This is a genomic window from Polaribacter sp. R77954, from assembly GCF_044595335.1.
GTDB lineage: Bacteria > Bacteroidota > Bacteroidia > Flavobacteriales > Flavobacteriaceae > Polaribacter.
In genome coordinates this window covers 2,355,065-2,370,967 of record NZ_CP138992.1, presented here as the reverse complement: position 1 = coordinate 2,370,967, position 15,903 = coordinate 2,355,065, and the positions used below count along the sequence as shown (strand labels likewise).

Genomic DNA, 15,903 nt, shown 5'->3' with positions numbered 1-15,903 from the left:
TCAAATAGTTAACGTAAAGTCGAACGTTTGTAAAACAAAGTCGAACGGATTTTTTTTCTAGAAATTCGTTCGACTTTGTGCTTTCGGTCGCATAAAATGGTTTTCAATCGCACATTTGTATCATCAAAAATTAAAACGATGAAAACAATAATGAAAACTTTACAAATTTTAACTGCTGTTTTATTTACAGGGATGTTATCAGCACAAACGATAATAGGAAAAGTAACAGATAATTTAGATGTTATTCCTTTTGCAAATGTTATTCTAAAAGATAACAATGCAAAAATAGTAACAGGAACAACTACAAATGACAATGGTACTTTTGAATTGAAAACGCAAAATGGAACTTATACTTTAGAAGTTAGTTTTTTAGGATATCAGCCCTTAATCAAAAAAATTATAGTGAATCAAAATCTTGATTTAGGTACGTTGATTTTGCAAGAAAATGCACAAGCGTTGGACGAAATAGTTGTAAAATCAGAAAAAAGAGTGATAGAAAGAAAAATTGATAGATTGGTATTTAATGTTGAAAAAAGCATTTCAGCAGCTGGAGGAAATGGTGTTGATGTGTTAAAAATTACGCCTGGCGTACAAATGCAAAATAACCAATTATCAATTTTAGGAAAAGGAGCAACTCAAGTACTCATTAATGGAAGACTTTCTCCTTTAGCTGGTGATGAATTGATTGCTTTTTTAAGTGGTTTTTCTGCAGAAGATATCGTAAAAATTGAGGTAATCACAAACCCACCAGCAAAATATGATGCGTCTGGAAATGGAGGTTTAATAAACATCATTCTAAAGAAAGGAGTTCAAGATTCTTGGAGAAATGCATCTACGCTTTCTTACAATAAAAACAGATACAATTTTGCCTCATTAAACAATAACTTTTTTTACAATAAAAACAAGGTTTCGTTATCTGCGAGTATCAATGCTACAAAAGGGAACTTACAAAATTTAGAAGGCCTTGAAATTGAGTATCCAAACAATTTCTGGGATATAGATGTGGTTGGAAAAATGGGTAGAGATCAATTTTCTGGTCGTTTTTTAATAGATTATGCAGTTTCTGATAAAACAACTTTTGGTATACAATATTTAGGAAATCAAACAAATCCTGATATCAATTCGATGACAACTTCTACCATTTTTGATACTAATAATAATTTGGAAAGAAGCTTACAAAATGAGGCGAAAAACGAAAGAAATAATACAAACCATTCTATCAACTTTCACCTTATTACTCAGCTTGATACTTTGGGTAGAAAAGTATCTTTTGATGCTGATTATTTTACCTTCAACTCAGACAATACGTTAGATTTTAGTACAGAACAGTTCAATAAAAATGGCATTTCACAAGGCATAAGTTCTGCAGCTTTAAATATTGCCAATCAAAATATAGAAAACTTTAGTTCGCAAATAGATGTAGAGTATCCATTAGCAAAAGTAAATCTATCCTTTGGTGCAAAAGCAAGTTTTACAAATTCTATGAGTGATGTTTTGTACTTTGATACACTTTCCGGAAACCCTGTTTTAGATGCAAATAAATCTAATGCTTTTGAGTATAAAGAAAATGTTTTGGCTACGTATTTTTCAGGGAACACAAAACTAAATGAGAAATTAACCATGCAATTTGGTTTGCGTTTTGAGGACACCAAAACAACAGGTGTTAACGAAGAAATAAACCAAGAAAATAGAAATGATTACAGCAAATTATTCCCAAGTTTATACCTTTCTTATGCAAAAAATGACAATCATAATTTTGGATTTGCTTATGGAAAGCGAATCAACAGACCCAATTTTAGAGATTTAAATCCGTTTCGTTTTTATATCAATGATAATAGCTATAGTGTAGGAAACCCGTTTTTACAACCTTCATTTTCTGATAATTTTGAGGTGTATCACCTATTTAAAAATAATTTTAACACTAGTTTTTCTTTAAACGTTACTAATGATGGTTATAGTGTAGTTTTTAATACTGATGCTCAAAATCAAGATCAAATTATTACAAGAGAAAACTATTTTAAAACGTACAAATATACTTTAACAGAGCGTTTTTCTTACAACAAAGTTTCTTGGTGGAAAAGCCAAAATAGCATCAATTTATTGGGTTATGTTACCAAATTTACAAAAGATATTGGTACACTTCCTAAAGATGGTATTCAGTTATATTTAACATCAAATAACACCTTTATTTTAAGTGAAAACACAAAGCTACAAGTAAATTCTTGGTACAGTTCACAACATAACAGAGGTTTATTTAGTATGGGGCAAATGTTTAATCTCTCTTTTGGATTACAACATCAATTTAAAAATAATATTAAAATGTCGCTTTTATTTAATGATGTAACCAATACAGGTAGTTTAAGAGATTACATTTCGAGTGTCAACGGAATTGAACAAAATTACAGACAAAACGAAAGTTCTAGAAACTTTAGAGTTTCATTATCTTATGATTTTGGAAATAGAAAAGTAAAGGTAAAAAACAGAAATTTTAGCAATGATGATGAGCAAAGACGCAGTAATTAAATGGTAATGTAACATCAGTAAAAGAGAGGCAGATTTGTTTCTCTTTTAGGTTGTATGCATAGAATTCCAACCTTGTGCCTTTAACTCAATTTCTTGATTTGCTCTCGTAATCAACTGTAAACCTTGATTTTCTGCAGTGATATGACCAATGATGGAAAAGTTTGGGTTTCCTTTTATGTTTTCAAAATCTGCTATTGGAACTGTAAAAAGCAGTTCATAATCTTCACCACCACTCAAAGCAACCATTGTAGAATCCAATTCAAATTCTTCGCAAGCAGAAATTACTTGTGGATCTAAAGGCAACTTATCTTCATAAATTTTACATCCTACCTTACTTTGCGTACAAATATGAAATAATTCCGATGATAATCCATCAGAAATATCAATCATAGAAGTTGGTTTTACTTCAAGCTCTTGTAGAATTCCAGCAATATCTTTTCGTGCTTCTGGTTTTAATTGACGCTCAATTAAATACGTGTAATTATCTAAATCTGGCTGATTGTTAGGATCTACTTTAAAAACTTGTTTTTCTCTTTCTAAAACTTGTAAACCTAAATACGCAGCACCTAAATCGCCAGTAACCACAATTAAATCGGTTTCTTTAGCACCATTTCTGTACACAATATCTTCTTTATTGGCTTTACCAATAGCAGTTATAGAAATTAAAATGCCTTTGGTAGAAGAGGTAGTATCTCCACCAACCAAATCTATCTTATATGTATCACAGGCCAATTGAATTCCAGCATATAATTCTTCAATAGCCTCTAAAGGAAAGCGATTAGACACAGCAATAGAAACCGTAATTTGTTCTGCAGCGCCATTCATAGCATACACATCAGATAAATTTACCATTACTGCTTTATACCCCAAATGTTTTAAAGGCATATAACTCAAATCAAAATGCACACCCTCAATCAATAAATCAGTAGTAACTAAAGTTTGTTTTTTAGAGGTATCTAATACAGCAGCATCATCTCCAACAGCTTTAATTGTTGATGAATGTTCAACTTTAAAATATTTTGTTATATGATTGATTAAACCGAACTCACCCAGCTCAGCTAATGATGTTTTTTGTGGATCTTTATTTGCTAACATGCTGCAAAGATAAGTAGTTGATAATGTAAAACAATAAAAATATAAGAAGTCTATTTTAACAGTCAAATAAAATAAAAAATCTGTAAATTGCTGAATAAAACTATTTTTATGAAATTAAAATACCTTGTAAGTGTGTTTTTGTTACTGCTTATTTTTTCTGCATGTTCATCAGAAACAACAGAAACTATTTTAGATGATGATAATGATGGTGTAGCAAATGGTATAGATAATTGTCCAGAAGTTGCCAACCCAAATCAAGAAGACGAAAATAATAATGGTATAGGTGATGTTTGTGAAGTTATTAAAACCAATAAAATACCTTGTGATAATGGTTTTGCAGGTGCGTTTCCTTGTAATAAATACGATTTATTATTGCACATTTCTTTAGAAGATTTAGACCTATCAGAATCAAACCCTTTAAGTTTAGAAGGTAATGATTCTTGGGGTTGGACAGACCAAACCACAAATCACGAATACGCAATAATTGGCTTAAATAATGGTGTTGCTTTTGTAGATATTACAGATACAGATCATCCTGTGCATGTTGGTAACCTGCAAACCAGAACCGTAAACAGTATTTGGAGAGATATAAAAGTTTATAATAATCATGCATTTATTGTTAGTGAGGCAAATAATCATGGTATGCAAGTGTTAGATTTAACCAAACTTAGAGATACAACAAATTCACCCAAATTTTTCACTGCAGATGCAGAGTTTACAGCATTTGGCAAAGCACATAATATTGTAATAAATGAAAATTCTGGTTATGCCTATGCTGTAGGGACTAATCTTTCTGGTGGTGGACCAATTTTTATTAATATTCAAGATCCAAAATTACCAGTTTTAGAAGGTAGTTTTTCAGAAGGGGGCTATTCACATGATGCGCAAGTGGTAAATTATAATGGCCCAGATGCAGATTATAAGGGTAAAGAAATTTTAATTGGTAGTAATGGAGAACGATTTGGAGTTAACGAAGTGGTAATAGCAGAGGTTACCGATAAAAAAAATCCAAGAAAAGTGTCTAATATTAGCTACACCAAACAAGGGTATACACACCAAGGTTGGTTTACAGAAGATCAACGTTATTTTATTGTTGGAGACGAGTTAGATGAATATGATGGCAATGTAAGCAATACAAGAATTCTTATTTTCGATTTGTTAGATTTAGACAATCCTAAATTGTTATCAGAATATTTTGGGCCAACAACTGCAATAGATCACAATGGTTATGTAAAAGATAATACGTTTTATTTGGCAAATTATAGAGCAGGAGTAAGAATGCACGATATTTCTACCATAGGCAATGGTATAATAACTGAAACTGGTTATTTTGATACATATCCAGATAATGATCAACCAGAATTTAACGGAGCTTGGAATGTGTACCCCTTTTTTGAAAGTGGAAAAATAGTGGTAAGTGATATTGAAAATGGATTGTTTATTATTCAGAAAAAATAAAATAATCTTGAAAATAGTATTTCGATTTTTAATGATAATGTTGTTTGCTGTAGCGTGTACTAAAAACGATGTTTTTAAAACTAAGCAAAAGCCTACCACAAACTTTATAAAAACTTTTGGAGGTAGTAAAAATGATGTTGCCCAAACTATTATCAATACAAATGATAATGGTTATGCAGTTTTAGGGCATTCACAAAGTACAGATTTTGACATCAAAACGAAAACAAATGAAAGTTTCGACTATTGGTTTTTAAAATTTGACAGCAATCATAATTTACAATGGAGCAAAACTTTTGGAGGTTCAGATGATGATAGAGGTAGAGATGTGGTGCAAACCAATGATAATGGTTTTTTAATAACAGGCTTCAGCAGAAGTTCTGATGGCGATGTTTCTAGTAATGAAGGTAATTATGATTTCTGGACGATAAAACTCAATGAATCAGGCCTTATATTATGGGAGAAAAACTTTGGTTTTTCGGGTTCAGACCAAGCCTACACCATTAAAAGTACAGCAGATAATGGATTTCTTTTAGGAGGCTCTTTAGATGTTTCTGCTTCTGGTGGACAAGGAAACTCTAAATCTCAACACGCTGGTGGCGATTTTTGGTTGATTAAAATAGATGAAAATGGCAACAAAATTTGGTCTAAATTTTATGGTGGTTTGTTTACAGATGCTTTATATGATATCGAAGAAACCGATAATGGTAATTTTATTTTAGTAGGATCAAGTGATAGTTCAGATACAGATATATCTAATAATATTGGGAGTTATGATTTTTGGGTAGTTAAGGTTGATGAAAACGGAACAAAACTCTGGGAAAAAAACTACGGAGGTACTCAGCCAGACGAAGCATTTTCTATTGTAAAAACAAATGATAACAATTTTTTAATTGCAGGAAATTCTAGAAGTACAGATGTAAATCTGTCGCAAAACTCAGGGTCTTCAGATATTTGGCTTATTAAAATAAATACTGAGGGTGTGTTGCTTTGGGAAAAAACATATGGAGGTTCTAATTTCGAAATCGCAAACAAGATCATAAAAAGCAAGCAAGAAGGTTTTTATATGGTAGGGAGTTCTAGAAGTGCAGATTTTGAGGTCACTAAAAATGAAGGAAATAAAGATGTTTGGATCATTAAAGTAGATGAAAACGGAACCTTACTTTGGGAAAATTCAATTGGTGGCTCAGAATTAGATGAAGCAAATGGTATTGTAGAAACTAACGATTATAGTCTTGTTATAGTTGGCGAATCTTGGAGTACTGATAAAGAAATTACAGAAAACAAAGGATTTTCGGATGCGTTAATCATAAACTTAAAATAGAAATGAAAAAAATAATTGCTTTACTTTTTGTCTTTATGGCATTAAATGCCTGTAAAGACGAATTGGACTGTTGTGTAAACTTACAGCCTGTAAATGTTACACTAAAATTTACCCATAATTGGGATGGAGTTCCTGTAACTTCTTCAGATTTTAATCAGTTTAAATTTGTAAACGAAAATGGCGAAACCATAAGTATAGAAAAACTAAGATACGTGGTTTCAAACATCAATATAGGTAACAATAAAATAAATCATCATTTGGTTAATATTGGTGAAGATTCTGGTTTAGAGTTAGTTGTAAATGAAGTTTTGCAAGGTTCTAACTTTGTAAAATTCACTTTTGGTTTTTCTGATGACGATAATGTAGATGGTATTTATCAAGATTTAAATTCAGTAAATTTTGGAGTTCCGTTGATGTTAGGTGGTGGTTATCATTACATGCAGTTTGATGGTAAATATAAAGTTGTGAATAATGCAGATGCAAATTTCAACTATCACGCAATTCGTGCTGCAGATAGCACAAATTCAAATCCTTGGCACAACTTAATGGATACTTCTTTTGAGGTTGATTTAGGAACTTTCAATTTAAAAAGTGATACCACAATAGAAATTAAAATGAACATTGCAGAATGGTTTAAAAACCCAAATACTTGGAATTTAAATGAACTAAATACAGTATTAATGCCTAATTTTGAGGCACAAAGATTAATGAATGCCAATGGAAAAACCGTTTTTTCTTTAGGTGATATCAATTAAAAAAACTTTAAACTGTCATTTCAACTTTATAGAGAAATCTCAACAATGAAAAAAAAATGGGTTTACATTTTTTCCTTATTTCTTTTGATAAGTTGCGCATCAAAAGAAGAGGAAATATACACACCAGTTCCTTACGATTTACAAATACCACAATTGTTTGCAAACAAACTAATTGCACCAATTTTACCCAATGACAATCCATTAACTGAAGAAGGTGTTGCTTTAGGTAAAAAATTATTTACAGATAATATTTTATCGGGTAATAAAACACAATCTTGTGCACATTGCCACAGATTACAAGAAGCATTTTCTCATAGTCAACAATTTAGTGAAGGCGCAAATGGTGCTTTTGGCGATAGAAATTCAATGCCATTATTCAATTTAGCTTGGAATTTTGATGAATTATTTTTTTGGGACGGAAAAGCGTTTTCGCTCGAAAATCAGGCATTTGAACCAGTTTCTAATCCTGTTGAAATGAATGCAGATTGGAAAAAAATAGAAGCCCGATTAAACAATCACGATTCTTATCCTACCTTATTTCAACAAGCATTTGGCACCTCAAAAATTGATTCTAATTTAGTGGTAAAAGCCATTGCTCAATTTGAAAGAACCTTAATTTCTGGAGATACTAAGTTTGATAAATACCTACTAGGTGAAGCTACATTAACAACACAAGAACAAAATGGCTTTGCTATTTTTATGGATGAAGAAAAAGGCGATTGCTTTCACTGTCATGGAAGTAATAATAATCCACTTTGGACAGATAATCAATTTCATAACAATGGTTTAGATAGCGTTTTTTCTGATTTAGGTTTGGGCGCAGTTACAGGAGACCCTGCAGATGATGGTAAGTTTAAAACACCATCTTTAAGAAATTTAACCTTTACAGCACCTTACATGCACGATGGTCGTTTTACAACGTTAGAAGAAGTAATCAACCATTATTCAGAAGGTTTACAACCCTCAGCTACTATAGATCCTTTAATGAAAAAGGTAAACGAAGGTGGTGTAGGGTTGTCAGCACAAGATAAAGCCGACTTAAAAGCCTTTCTGTTAACACTTACAGATCTGGAATTTATCAATAATCCCGACTTTAAAAATTAATCAATAAAACCAATAGTTTCATAGCAGTTGTTAATGAAAGTTTAACAATTTTGTTCAAGTTATATCGTATATTTGCGAACAATTTAGATTTAATCTATTTAAAATTATGATAAAAGTTTCAGACACAGCAAAAAAGAAAGTCATTGAATTGATGACTGATGATGGCTTTGACGCAACTAAAGATTATGTAAGAGTTGGCGTAAAAAGCGGTGGTTGTTCAGGTTTATCTTACGATTTAACTTTTGATAATAAACAAGAAGAAAACGATAAAGTTTTCGAAGAAAATGAGGTTAGAATTATTGTAGATAAAAAGAGCTTTTTATATTTAGTAGGAACCACTTTAGAGTATTCAGGGGGCCTAAATGGAAAAGGCTTTGTATTTAACAATCCAAACGCAAATAGAACTTGTGGTTGTGGAGAAAGTTTTTCTCTATAAAAGCCCATCCCAACCTTCCCAAAGGGAAGGAGTAAAAAAATGAAAACATTATGAGCAAATATACAGAAGACGATTTAGAATTAGAATTAAAAACCAAAGAATACGAATATGGTTTTTACACGGATATAGAAAGTGAAACCTTTGCAAAAGGATTAAATGAAGATGTAGTTCGTGCAATTTCTAAAAAGAAAAACGAGCCAGAATGGATGACTGAATGGCGTTTAGAAGCGTTTCGAGTTTGGAAAAAAATGGAAGAACCAGAATGGGCGAATGTAAAATATCCAAAGCCAAACTTTCAAGAAATAGCCTACTATTCTGCACCAAAAAAGAAACCAAAATTAAATTCTTTAGATGAGGTTGATCCTGATTTATTAGAAACTTTTAAAAAATTAGGGATTTCTATTGATGAGCAAAAGAAATTAGCAAACGTAGCAGTAGATATTGTTATGGATTCTGTTTCTGTAGCGACTACTTTTAAGAAAACCTTAGCTGAAAAAGGAATCATTTTTATGCCAATTTCAGAAGCTATTCAAGAGCATCCAGAATTGGTTAGAAAATATTTAGGAACAGTTGTACCAACGTCAGATAATTTTTATGCCGCTTTAAATTCGGCAGTTTTTTCTGATGGATCTTTTTGTTACATTCCAAAAGGCGTAAAATGTCCAATGGAGTTATCAACCTATTTTAGAATTAATGAGGGAGGTACAGGTCAGTTTGAAAGAACCCTTGTAGTTGCAGATAAAGGCAGTTATGTTTCTTATTTAGAAGGTTGTACAGCGCCTCAAAGAGATGAAAATCAATTGCACGCAGCAGTTGTAGAATTAATTGCCATGGATGATGCAGAAATTAAATACTCAACTGTACAAAATTGGTTTCCAGGTGATGCAAATGGTAAAGGTGGGGTTTTCAATTTTGTAACCAAAAGGGGGTTATGCGAAACCAATGCAAAAATTTCTTGGACACAAGTAGAAACTGGTTCTGCTGTAACTTGGAAATATCCTTCTTGCGTATTAAAAGGAAACAATTCTGTAGGCGAATTTTATTCTATTGCAGTAACCAATCATTTTCAGCAGGCAGATACAGGAACAAAAATGATTCACTTGGGTAAAAATACCAAGTCAACCATTATCTCAAAAGGTATTTCTGCAGGACAATCGCAAAACTCTTATAGAGGATTGGTTCAAATCAATTCAAGAGCAGAAAATGCTCGTAATTTTTCACAATGTGATTCGTTATTAATGGGTAATGCTTGTGGTGCACATACCTTTCCATACATAGAAGCTAAGAATAAATCAGCACAAATAGAACACGAAGCTACCACCAGTAAAATTGGTGAAGAGCAATTGTTTTATTGTAATCAAAGAGGTATTGATACCGAAAAAGCAATCGCTTTAATTGTAAACGGATTCAGTAAAGAGGTCTTAAATAAATTACCAATGGAATTTGCTGTAGAAGCTCAAAAATTATTGGAAATTTCTTTGGAAGGTTCAGTAGGATAAAAACATACGTAAAACCTTTGAGGTTTTTAAAACCTGGAAGATCTACAAAATTAGTTATGGAAGAAGAATATAATTATTTAATTGAATTAACTCAACAAGGAACTTTAGAAATGAAAGAATCTTTAGCTGAAAAAGATATTCAAGTATTTAAAAATGGTAAAAATTCTTTAATAGAAAAAGGAATTTGGAAAAATCAAAGGTTTCTAAAAAAAGGGCAATTAGTTGGTGAAAGAAATACAATTTACTTACCTGGAGGTAAAAAGTATAAGGATGATGTAATATTATACAATCCTCTAAAATAATTAAAAAATGAAAAAACTACTATTCTTATTTCTTGCAATTGGTATTCTTGGATGTAAGAAATCTGAGAAGAAAGAAACTGCAAAAGCCGAAAAACCAGCTGTAAAATTGTATCAATTGGTGGGTGGTTCTATTTTGGTGAAGAAGTTAGAAGTTTTTTCTCAAGATACAACGTATACAGGTCAGCAAAAACAATTTACTGATGCCTATTATGTTATTTCACATCCCAAAGGAAACTTAATGTGGGATGCAGGTTTACCAGAACAATTGGTAATGCCAGAACCTTATGATGAGCCAAGTGGAGTTTACAGAATTCAAAGACCAGATTCTTTAGTAAATCAATTAAAATCAATAGGTTTTAAAATTGAAGATTTCGACTATTTTGCGATGTCTCATTCTCATTTCGATCATACAGGACATGCAAATTATATGAAAGATGCAACGTTATTAATTCAAGAAAATGAATTTAATTCAGTTTTAGGAGATTCTATCCCCGAGAAAAATCCTGCACTTACACAATTAACGAAAGTTAAAAAAATTAAAGGTGATTTTGATGTTTTTGGAGATGGAACTGTGGTAATTAAATACACACCTGGTCATACAATTGGGCATCAAGCTTTATATGTAGAAGTTGCTGGTTTAGAAAAACCTGTTTTACTAACAGGCGATTTGTATCATTTTAAAGAAAATAGAGTACACAAAAGAGTGCCATCATTCAATTATGATGTTGCTCAAACCATAGAGAGTATGAATAAGTTTGAAGCTTTTGCAAAAGAAAAAAATGCAGAAGTTATCATACAGCATTCTCCTTTAGATTATCAAAAATTAGAAAAATTATTAAAATAGCTTAAAGCCAAAAGCTTAAAGCCAAAAGCTTAAAAACGATGTTAAAAATAAACAATTTACAAGCTTCAATAGAAGAAAAATCAATTTTAAAAGGATTGAATTTAGAGGTAAATGCTGGTGAAGTGCATGCAATTATGGGACCAAATGGTGCTGGAAAAAGTACTTTAGCAAATATTATTGCTGGTAAAGAAGACTACGAAGTTACCAACGGAACTATAGAGTTAAATGGTGAAGATATTAGCGAATTAGCCCCAGAAGAAAGAGCACATAATGGTGTGTTTTTATCTTTTCAATACCCTGTAGAGATTCCTGGTGTTTCTGTTACCAATTTTATTAAAACGGCTATCAACGAAACTAGAAAGGCAAAAGGCTTAGAAGATATGCCTGCTAAAGATATGTTAAAAATGATTCGTGAAAAATCAGAATTATTAGAAATCGACAGAAAGTTCTTATCACGTTCTTTAAACGAAGGTTTTTCTGGTGGAGAAAAGAAACGTAATGAGATTTTTCAAATGGCAATGTTAGAACCTAAACTTGCAATTTTAGATGAAACCGATTCTGGTTTAGATATAGATGCTTTACGTATTGTAGCAAATGGTGTAAACAAATTAAAATCTAAAGACAATGCTGTAATTGTAATTACACATTACCAACGTTTGTTAGATTATATTGTACCAGATTTTGTACACGTTTTACACGATGGAAAAATTGTAAAAACAGGTGATGCATCTTTAGCTTTAGAATTAGAGGCAAAAGGATACGATTGGCTTAAGCAAGAACTTGTATAAGTTCGCAGTAAATCAGTAGCAGTATGCAGTTAAAAACGGCATCTGAAAATAAAAATAATAATAAAATGGTAAGTCATTTTAGGTTCTTTTTGATATTTTAATTCATTAACGGCTAACTAAAGACTACCAACTGAAGACTGAAATAATGGAATTAAAAGACAAAATACTATCATCATACGTAGCTTTTGAAAACGGTGTAGATATCAACTCTGATGTTCACGAAATTAGATCTAAAGCTTTAGAAAATTTTGAGAAATTAGGTTTTCCTACCAAAAAGTTAGAAGCTTGGAAATACACATCTTTAAACGCTATTTTAAAGAAAGATTATAGCATTTTTCCTGATAGAGAAAAAGCAATTGAATTAGCAGATGTAAAAGAGTATTTTATACATGATATAGATACGTACAAAGTTGTTTTTATTGACGGAAAATACAGCTCATTTTTATCGCAAACCACACATCAACATTATGATGTTTGTTTAATGTCTTCGGCTTTAAATAGTCCAAAATATAAGGCTGTAATTGATACCTATTTCAATAAAGTTGCCAAACAAGATAATTTAACATCCTTAAATACAGCTTTTGCTACAGAAGGGGCTTACATACATATTCCAAAAAATACAGAAGTAGAAAAACCAATACAAATCATCAACTTTACAACAGGTTCTGAAGCTGCAACTATGGTGCAACCTCGAAACTTAATTATTGTTGAAGAAAATGCACACGTGCAAATTATTGAGCGCCATCAAAGTTTAACAGCAAATGCAGTGTTAACGAATGCTGTTACAGAAATTTATGCTGGTAAAAGTGCTACTGTAGATGTGTATAAAATTCAGAATGATGAGTTAAATGCTTCTTTGGTAGACAATACTTATGTAAATCAAAAATCGAATAGTGTGGCTTCTGTGCATACATTTTCTTTTGGTGGAAACATCACTAGAAATAATTTGAATTTCTATCAAAATGGAGAGCATATTGATTCTATTTTAAAAGGAATTACTATTGTTGAAGGGAAACAACATGTAGATCATCATACTTTAGTACATCATATTGAGCCAAATTGCGAATCGCATCAAGATTATAAAGGGATTTATGATGAGCGTTCTACAGGTGTTTTTAACGGTAAAGTTATTGTAAATAAAGAAGCTCAAAAAACTAATGCTTACCAACAAAACAACAATGTTTTGATAAGTGATAAAGCAACCATTAACGCAAAACCGCAATTAGAAATTTTTGCTGATGATGTAAAATGTTCTCATGGTTGTACCATTGGTCAATTAGATGATGATGCGTTATTTTATATGCAACAACGTGGAATTCCGCAAAAAGAGGGTAGAGGTTTACTAATGTTTGCTTTTGCAAATACAGTTTTAGAAAGCGTAAAAATACCAGAAGTAAAATCTAGAATTACGAAACTAATTGCTCAGAAGTTGGGCGTTAATATTGGGTTCGATTTGTAACCTTATCACATACTTTTTATAAAATAAAAACCACGCTTTTTGCGTGGTTTTTTAGTTTTTTATAACTTTTAACTTTTGAAATTTTTAACAATAAGGTTATTAATAAAATCATTAATGAGGCTGAATAATATTCATTCCTTTATTGGTCTCAAAAATAGTTAAAACTATGCACTTTAGTGCATTTCGCTTTAGCTTCTAAAAACTTTTATCTTTGTTGAATGGGAAATCAAAGAACAAATGGTCACACCGTTTCAAGGTTAACAGTTCATATTGTTTGGAGTACAAAGTATCGCTATAAAGTTTTGGTTGGAGATATTCAGCAACGCTGTAGAAAGCTATTAATACAAATTTGTGATTCAGAAGATATAGTTATATTGAAAGGATTTGTTTCAAAAGATCATATCCATATGCACATAGAATATCGTCCATCACAAGATATCATTAGTATTGTAAAGAAGTTAAAAGGAAGAACATCTCGAAAAATTCAACAAGAGTTTCCAATGCTAAAGAAACAATATTGGGGCAGACATTTTTGGGCAATAGGATTTGGATGTTGGAGCACAGGTAATATAACAGATAAAATGGTAAATGAGTATTTAGAACATCATCGTAAATCAGGCAATGATACAACCAATTTTATCCTTGAGTAAGCAATATTGATTCCGTACACCTGACTTTAGTCAGATTTACAAACCTATGGACTTCTAGTCCATAGTGGTTTAGTCTATAAAGATGAGTTTTTTTAATATCGCTTGTACTTTTAATAAGGCGATTTAAATTACTTAAAACATCATTTAAACTAGTTACTCTTGGACCATAAAATAAAGAATCTTTAAATTTTTTATAAGCCTTATGTTGGGCTTGTAATTCTTGAGAAAAAAGAATTATAAACACAAAAGAAAAAAAAATTTCAGGACAAATTTATGCATCAAATAAAATAGAGTGCTTTAACAATTTTAGAATTATCGATTCATTAATGCCTCAATTTCATCTGCTTCAATAGGTATATTACCCATTAAATTAAAAGGTTCTCCTTGTTCTTGAATAACAACATCATCTTCTAAACGAATGCCAAAACCTTCATCAGGAATATAAATTCCAGGTTCTACAGTAAACACCATATTGGCTTGCATTGGCTTATATAACAAACCATAATCGTGCGTATCTAAGCCTATATGATGGCTAGTTCCATGCATAAAATACTTTTTATAAGCAGGCCAGTTTTTATCTTCATTTTGCACATCAGCTTTATCTAATAAACCTAATTTTAATAATTCAGAAGTCATTATTTTTCCGACCTCTACATGATACTCTTTCCATAAAGTACCAGGCACTAACATTTTTGTAGCTTCTTTTTTCACATAATTTACAGCATTGTATACTGCTTTTTGTCTTTCTGTAAATTTTCCGTTTACGGGAATGGTTCTTGTTAAATCCGAAGCATAATTTGCATATTCTGCAGCTACATCTAATAAAATTAAATCGCCACTTTTACATTGTTGATTGTTCTCTATATAATGCAAAACATTGGCATTATTTCCTGATGCAATAATGGGTGTATATGCAAAACCTTTAGAACGATTTCTTACAAATTCGTGTAACAACTCTGCCTCAATTTCATATTCCCAAACACCAGGTTTCACAAAGTTTAAAAGCCTTCTAAATCCTTTTTCTGTAATATTACACGCGTGTTGCATTAAATCCAATTCAATTTGGTCTTTTACAGAACGCAAACGCTGTAAAATAGGGTTACTTTTTGCAACAGAATGTGCAGGATATTTTGCCAATAACCATTTGTTAAAACGGTCTTCTCTAGTTTCTGTAGAAACATTAGCCCTATAATGTTCGTTGGTGTTGATGTAAAATGTATCTGCATACGTAGACATTTCAAACAATACTTTTTCTAAGTCTTGCAACCAGTAAATGGTTTGAACTCCACTGGTTTTTGTAGCTGCTTCTTTGGTTAATTTTTCACCTTCCCAAACTGCAATATGGTCGTTTGTTTCTCGTACAAATAAAACTTCTCTTAAATCTGTATTTGGGCAATCTGGAAACAAAAATAACACACTTTCTTCTTGATCTATGCCAGATAAATAGAAAATATCTCTGTGTTGTTCAAAAGGCATTGTGCTATCTGCACTTATAGGATAAATATCGTTAGAGTTAAAAACTGCCATACTTTTTGGCTTCATTTGCGCCATAAAGTTTTTACGATTTTTGACAAAAAGTTCTGAGTTTATTGGGTCGTATTTCATATTCTTTAAATTTAATACACAAATGTAGCAATTATACCATCAATAAATATGGAGATAAAAACCC

14 protein-coding genes are annotated in these 15,903 nt (G+C 31.4%); 12 read left to right on the top strand and 2 right to left on the bottom strand.

Features of this window, described 5'->3' with window-relative positions:
- Window positions 1-150 precede the first annotated feature (150 nt).
- Window positions 151-2,523, top strand: coding sequence for a TonB-dependent receptor domain-containing protein (locus tag SJY27_RS10230; RefSeq protein WP_397444735.1), 2,373 nt, complete (start codon window positions 151-153; stop codon window positions 2,521-2,523).
- Between the two features lie 45 nt (window positions 2,524-2,568).
- Here the strand turns inward: SJY27_RS10230 and thiL are convergent, their stop codons facing one another.
- A complete protein-coding gene (thiL, locus tag SJY27_RS10225; RefSeq protein WP_397444734.1) occupies window positions 2,569-3,618 on the bottom strand; it encodes a thiamine-phosphate kinase in 1,050 nt (349 codons plus the stop codon).
- A gap of 108 nt (window positions 3,619-3,726) precedes the next feature.
- On the opposite strand from thiL, the gene SJY27_RS10220 reads away from it, so the two are divergent.
- From SJY27_RS10220 to tnpA, 11 genes are all read left to right on the top strand, one after another.
- Window positions 3,727-5,076: a choice-of-anchor B family protein gene (locus SJY27_RS10220; protein ID WP_397444733.1), complete on the top strand. Its 1,350-nt coding sequence runs from the start codon at window positions 3,727-3,729 to the stop codon at window positions 5,074-5,076.
- 7 nt (window positions 5,077-5,083) lie between these two features.
- A complete protein-coding gene (locus SJY27_RS10215) occupies window positions 5,084-6,397 on the top strand; it encodes a hypothetical protein (RefSeq protein WP_397444732.1) in 1,314 nt (437 codons plus the stop codon).
- Between the two features lie 2 nt (window positions 6,398-6,399).
- Window positions 6,400-7,152 carry an MbnP family protein gene (locus SJY27_RS10210; RefSeq protein ID WP_397444731.1) on the top strand — a complete coding sequence of 251 codons (753 nt, stop codon included), beginning with the start codon at window positions 6,400-6,402 and terminating at the stop codon, window positions 7,150-7,152.
- Between the two features lie 45 nt (window positions 7,153-7,197).
- Window positions 7,198-8,256, top strand: a complete 1,059-nt coding sequence (locus SJY27_RS10205; RefSeq protein ID WP_397444730.1) for a cytochrome-c peroxidase — start codon at window positions 7,198-7,200, stop codon at window positions 8,254-8,256.
- 106 nt (window positions 8,257-8,362) lie between these two features.
- The gene (locus SJY27_RS10200) at window positions 8,363-8,692 is read left to right on the top strand and encodes a HesB/IscA family protein (protein ID WP_397444729.1); all 330 of its coding nucleotides are present in this window, start codon (window positions 8,363-8,365) and stop codon (window positions 8,690-8,692) included.
- 50 nt (window positions 8,693-8,742) lie between these two features.
- A complete protein-coding gene (sufB, locus tag SJY27_RS10195; protein WP_397444728.1) occupies window positions 8,743-10,191 on the top strand; it encodes a Fe-S cluster assembly protein SufB in 1,449 nt (482 codons plus the stop codon).
- 56 nt (window positions 10,192-10,247) lie between these two features.
- Window positions 10,248-10,493, top strand: coding sequence for a hypothetical protein (locus SJY27_RS10190; RefSeq protein ID WP_397444727.1), 246 nt, complete (start codon window positions 10,248-10,250; stop codon window positions 10,491-10,493).
- Between the two features lie 7 nt (window positions 10,494-10,500).
- On the top strand, window positions 10,501-11,337 hold the full coding sequence (locus tag SJY27_RS10185) for an N-acyl homoserine lactonase family protein (protein ID WP_397444726.1): 837 nt from the start codon (window positions 10,501-10,503) through the stop codon (window positions 11,335-11,337).
- Between the two features lie 38 nt (window positions 11,338-11,375).
- Entirely contained in the window at window positions 11,376-12,125 is a 750-nt protein-coding gene (sufC, locus tag SJY27_RS10180; protein WP_397444725.1) for a Fe-S cluster assembly ATPase SufC, read from the top strand.
- Window positions 12,126-12,270: 145 nt separating this feature from the next.
- Window positions 12,271-13,584 carry a Fe-S cluster assembly protein SufD gene (gene sufD, locus SJY27_RS10175; protein WP_397444724.1) on the top strand — a complete coding sequence of 438 codons (1,314 nt, stop codon included), beginning with the start codon at window positions 12,271-12,273 and terminating at the stop codon, window positions 13,582-13,584.
- 218 nt (window positions 13,585-13,802) lie between these two features.
- On the top strand, window positions 13,803-14,234 hold the full coding sequence (tnpA, locus tag SJY27_RS10170; protein ID WP_397444723.1) for an IS200/IS605 family transposase: 432 nt from the start codon (window positions 13,803-13,805) through the stop codon (window positions 14,232-14,234).
- 312 nt (window positions 14,235-14,546) lie between these two features.
- On the opposite strand, the gene SJY27_RS10165 is transcribed toward tnpA, so the two are convergent.
- A complete protein-coding gene (locus SJY27_RS10165; protein WP_397444722.1) occupies window positions 14,547-15,839 on the bottom strand; it encodes an aminopeptidase P family protein in 1,293 nt (430 codons plus the stop codon).
- Between the last annotated feature and the right edge of the window lie 64 nt (window positions 15,840-15,903).

Bases quoted from the DNA above. Each gene is read 5' to 3' on its own strand.
- tnpA (WP_397444723.1), top strand. From the start codon at position 13,803: ATGGGAAATCAAAGAACAAATGGTCACACCGTTTCAAGGTTAACAGTT.
- thiL (WP_397444734.1), bottom strand. From the start codon at position 3,618: ATGTTAGCAAATAAAGATCCACAAAAAACATCATTAGCTGAGCTGGGT.
- SJY27_RS10200 (WP_397444729.1), top strand. From the start codon at position 8,363: ATGATAAAAGTTTCAGACACAGCAAAAAAGAAAGTCATTGAATTGATG.
- sufD (WP_397444724.1), top strand. From the start codon at position 12,271: ATGGAATTAAAAGACAAAATACTATCATCATACGTAGCTTTTGAAAAC.
- sufC (WP_397444725.1), top strand. From the start codon at position 11,376: ATGTTAAAAATAAACAATTTACAAGCTTCAATAGAAGAAAAATCAATT.
- SJY27_RS10205 (WP_397444730.1), top strand. From the start codon at position 7,198: ATGAAAAAAAAATGGGTTTACATTTTTTCCTTATTTCTTTTGATAAGT.
- sufB (WP_397444728.1), top strand. From the start codon at position 8,743: ATGAGCAAATATACAGAAGACGATTTAGAATTAGAATTAAAAACCAAA.
- SJY27_RS10185 (WP_397444726.1), top strand. From the start codon at position 10,501: ATGAAAAAACTACTATTCTTATTTCTTGCAATTGGTATTCTTGGATGT.
- SJY27_RS10210 (WP_397444731.1), top strand. From the start codon at position 6,400: ATGAAAAAAATAATTGCTTTACTTTTTGTCTTTATGGCATTAAATGCC.
- SJY27_RS10230 (WP_397444735.1), top strand. From the start codon at position 151: ATGAAAACTTTACAAATTTTAACTGCTGTTTTATTTACAGGGATGTTA.
- SJY27_RS10220 (WP_397444733.1), top strand. From the start codon at position 3,727: ATGAAATTAAAATACCTTGTAAGTGTGTTTTTGTTACTGCTTATTTTT.
- SJY27_RS10190 (WP_397444727.1), top strand. From the start codon at position 10,248: ATGGAAGAAGAATATAATTATTTAATTGAATTAACTCAACAAGGAACT.
- SJY27_RS10165 (WP_397444722.1), bottom strand. From the start codon at position 15,839: ATGAAATACGACCCAATAAACTCAGAACTTTTTGTCAAAAATCGTAAA.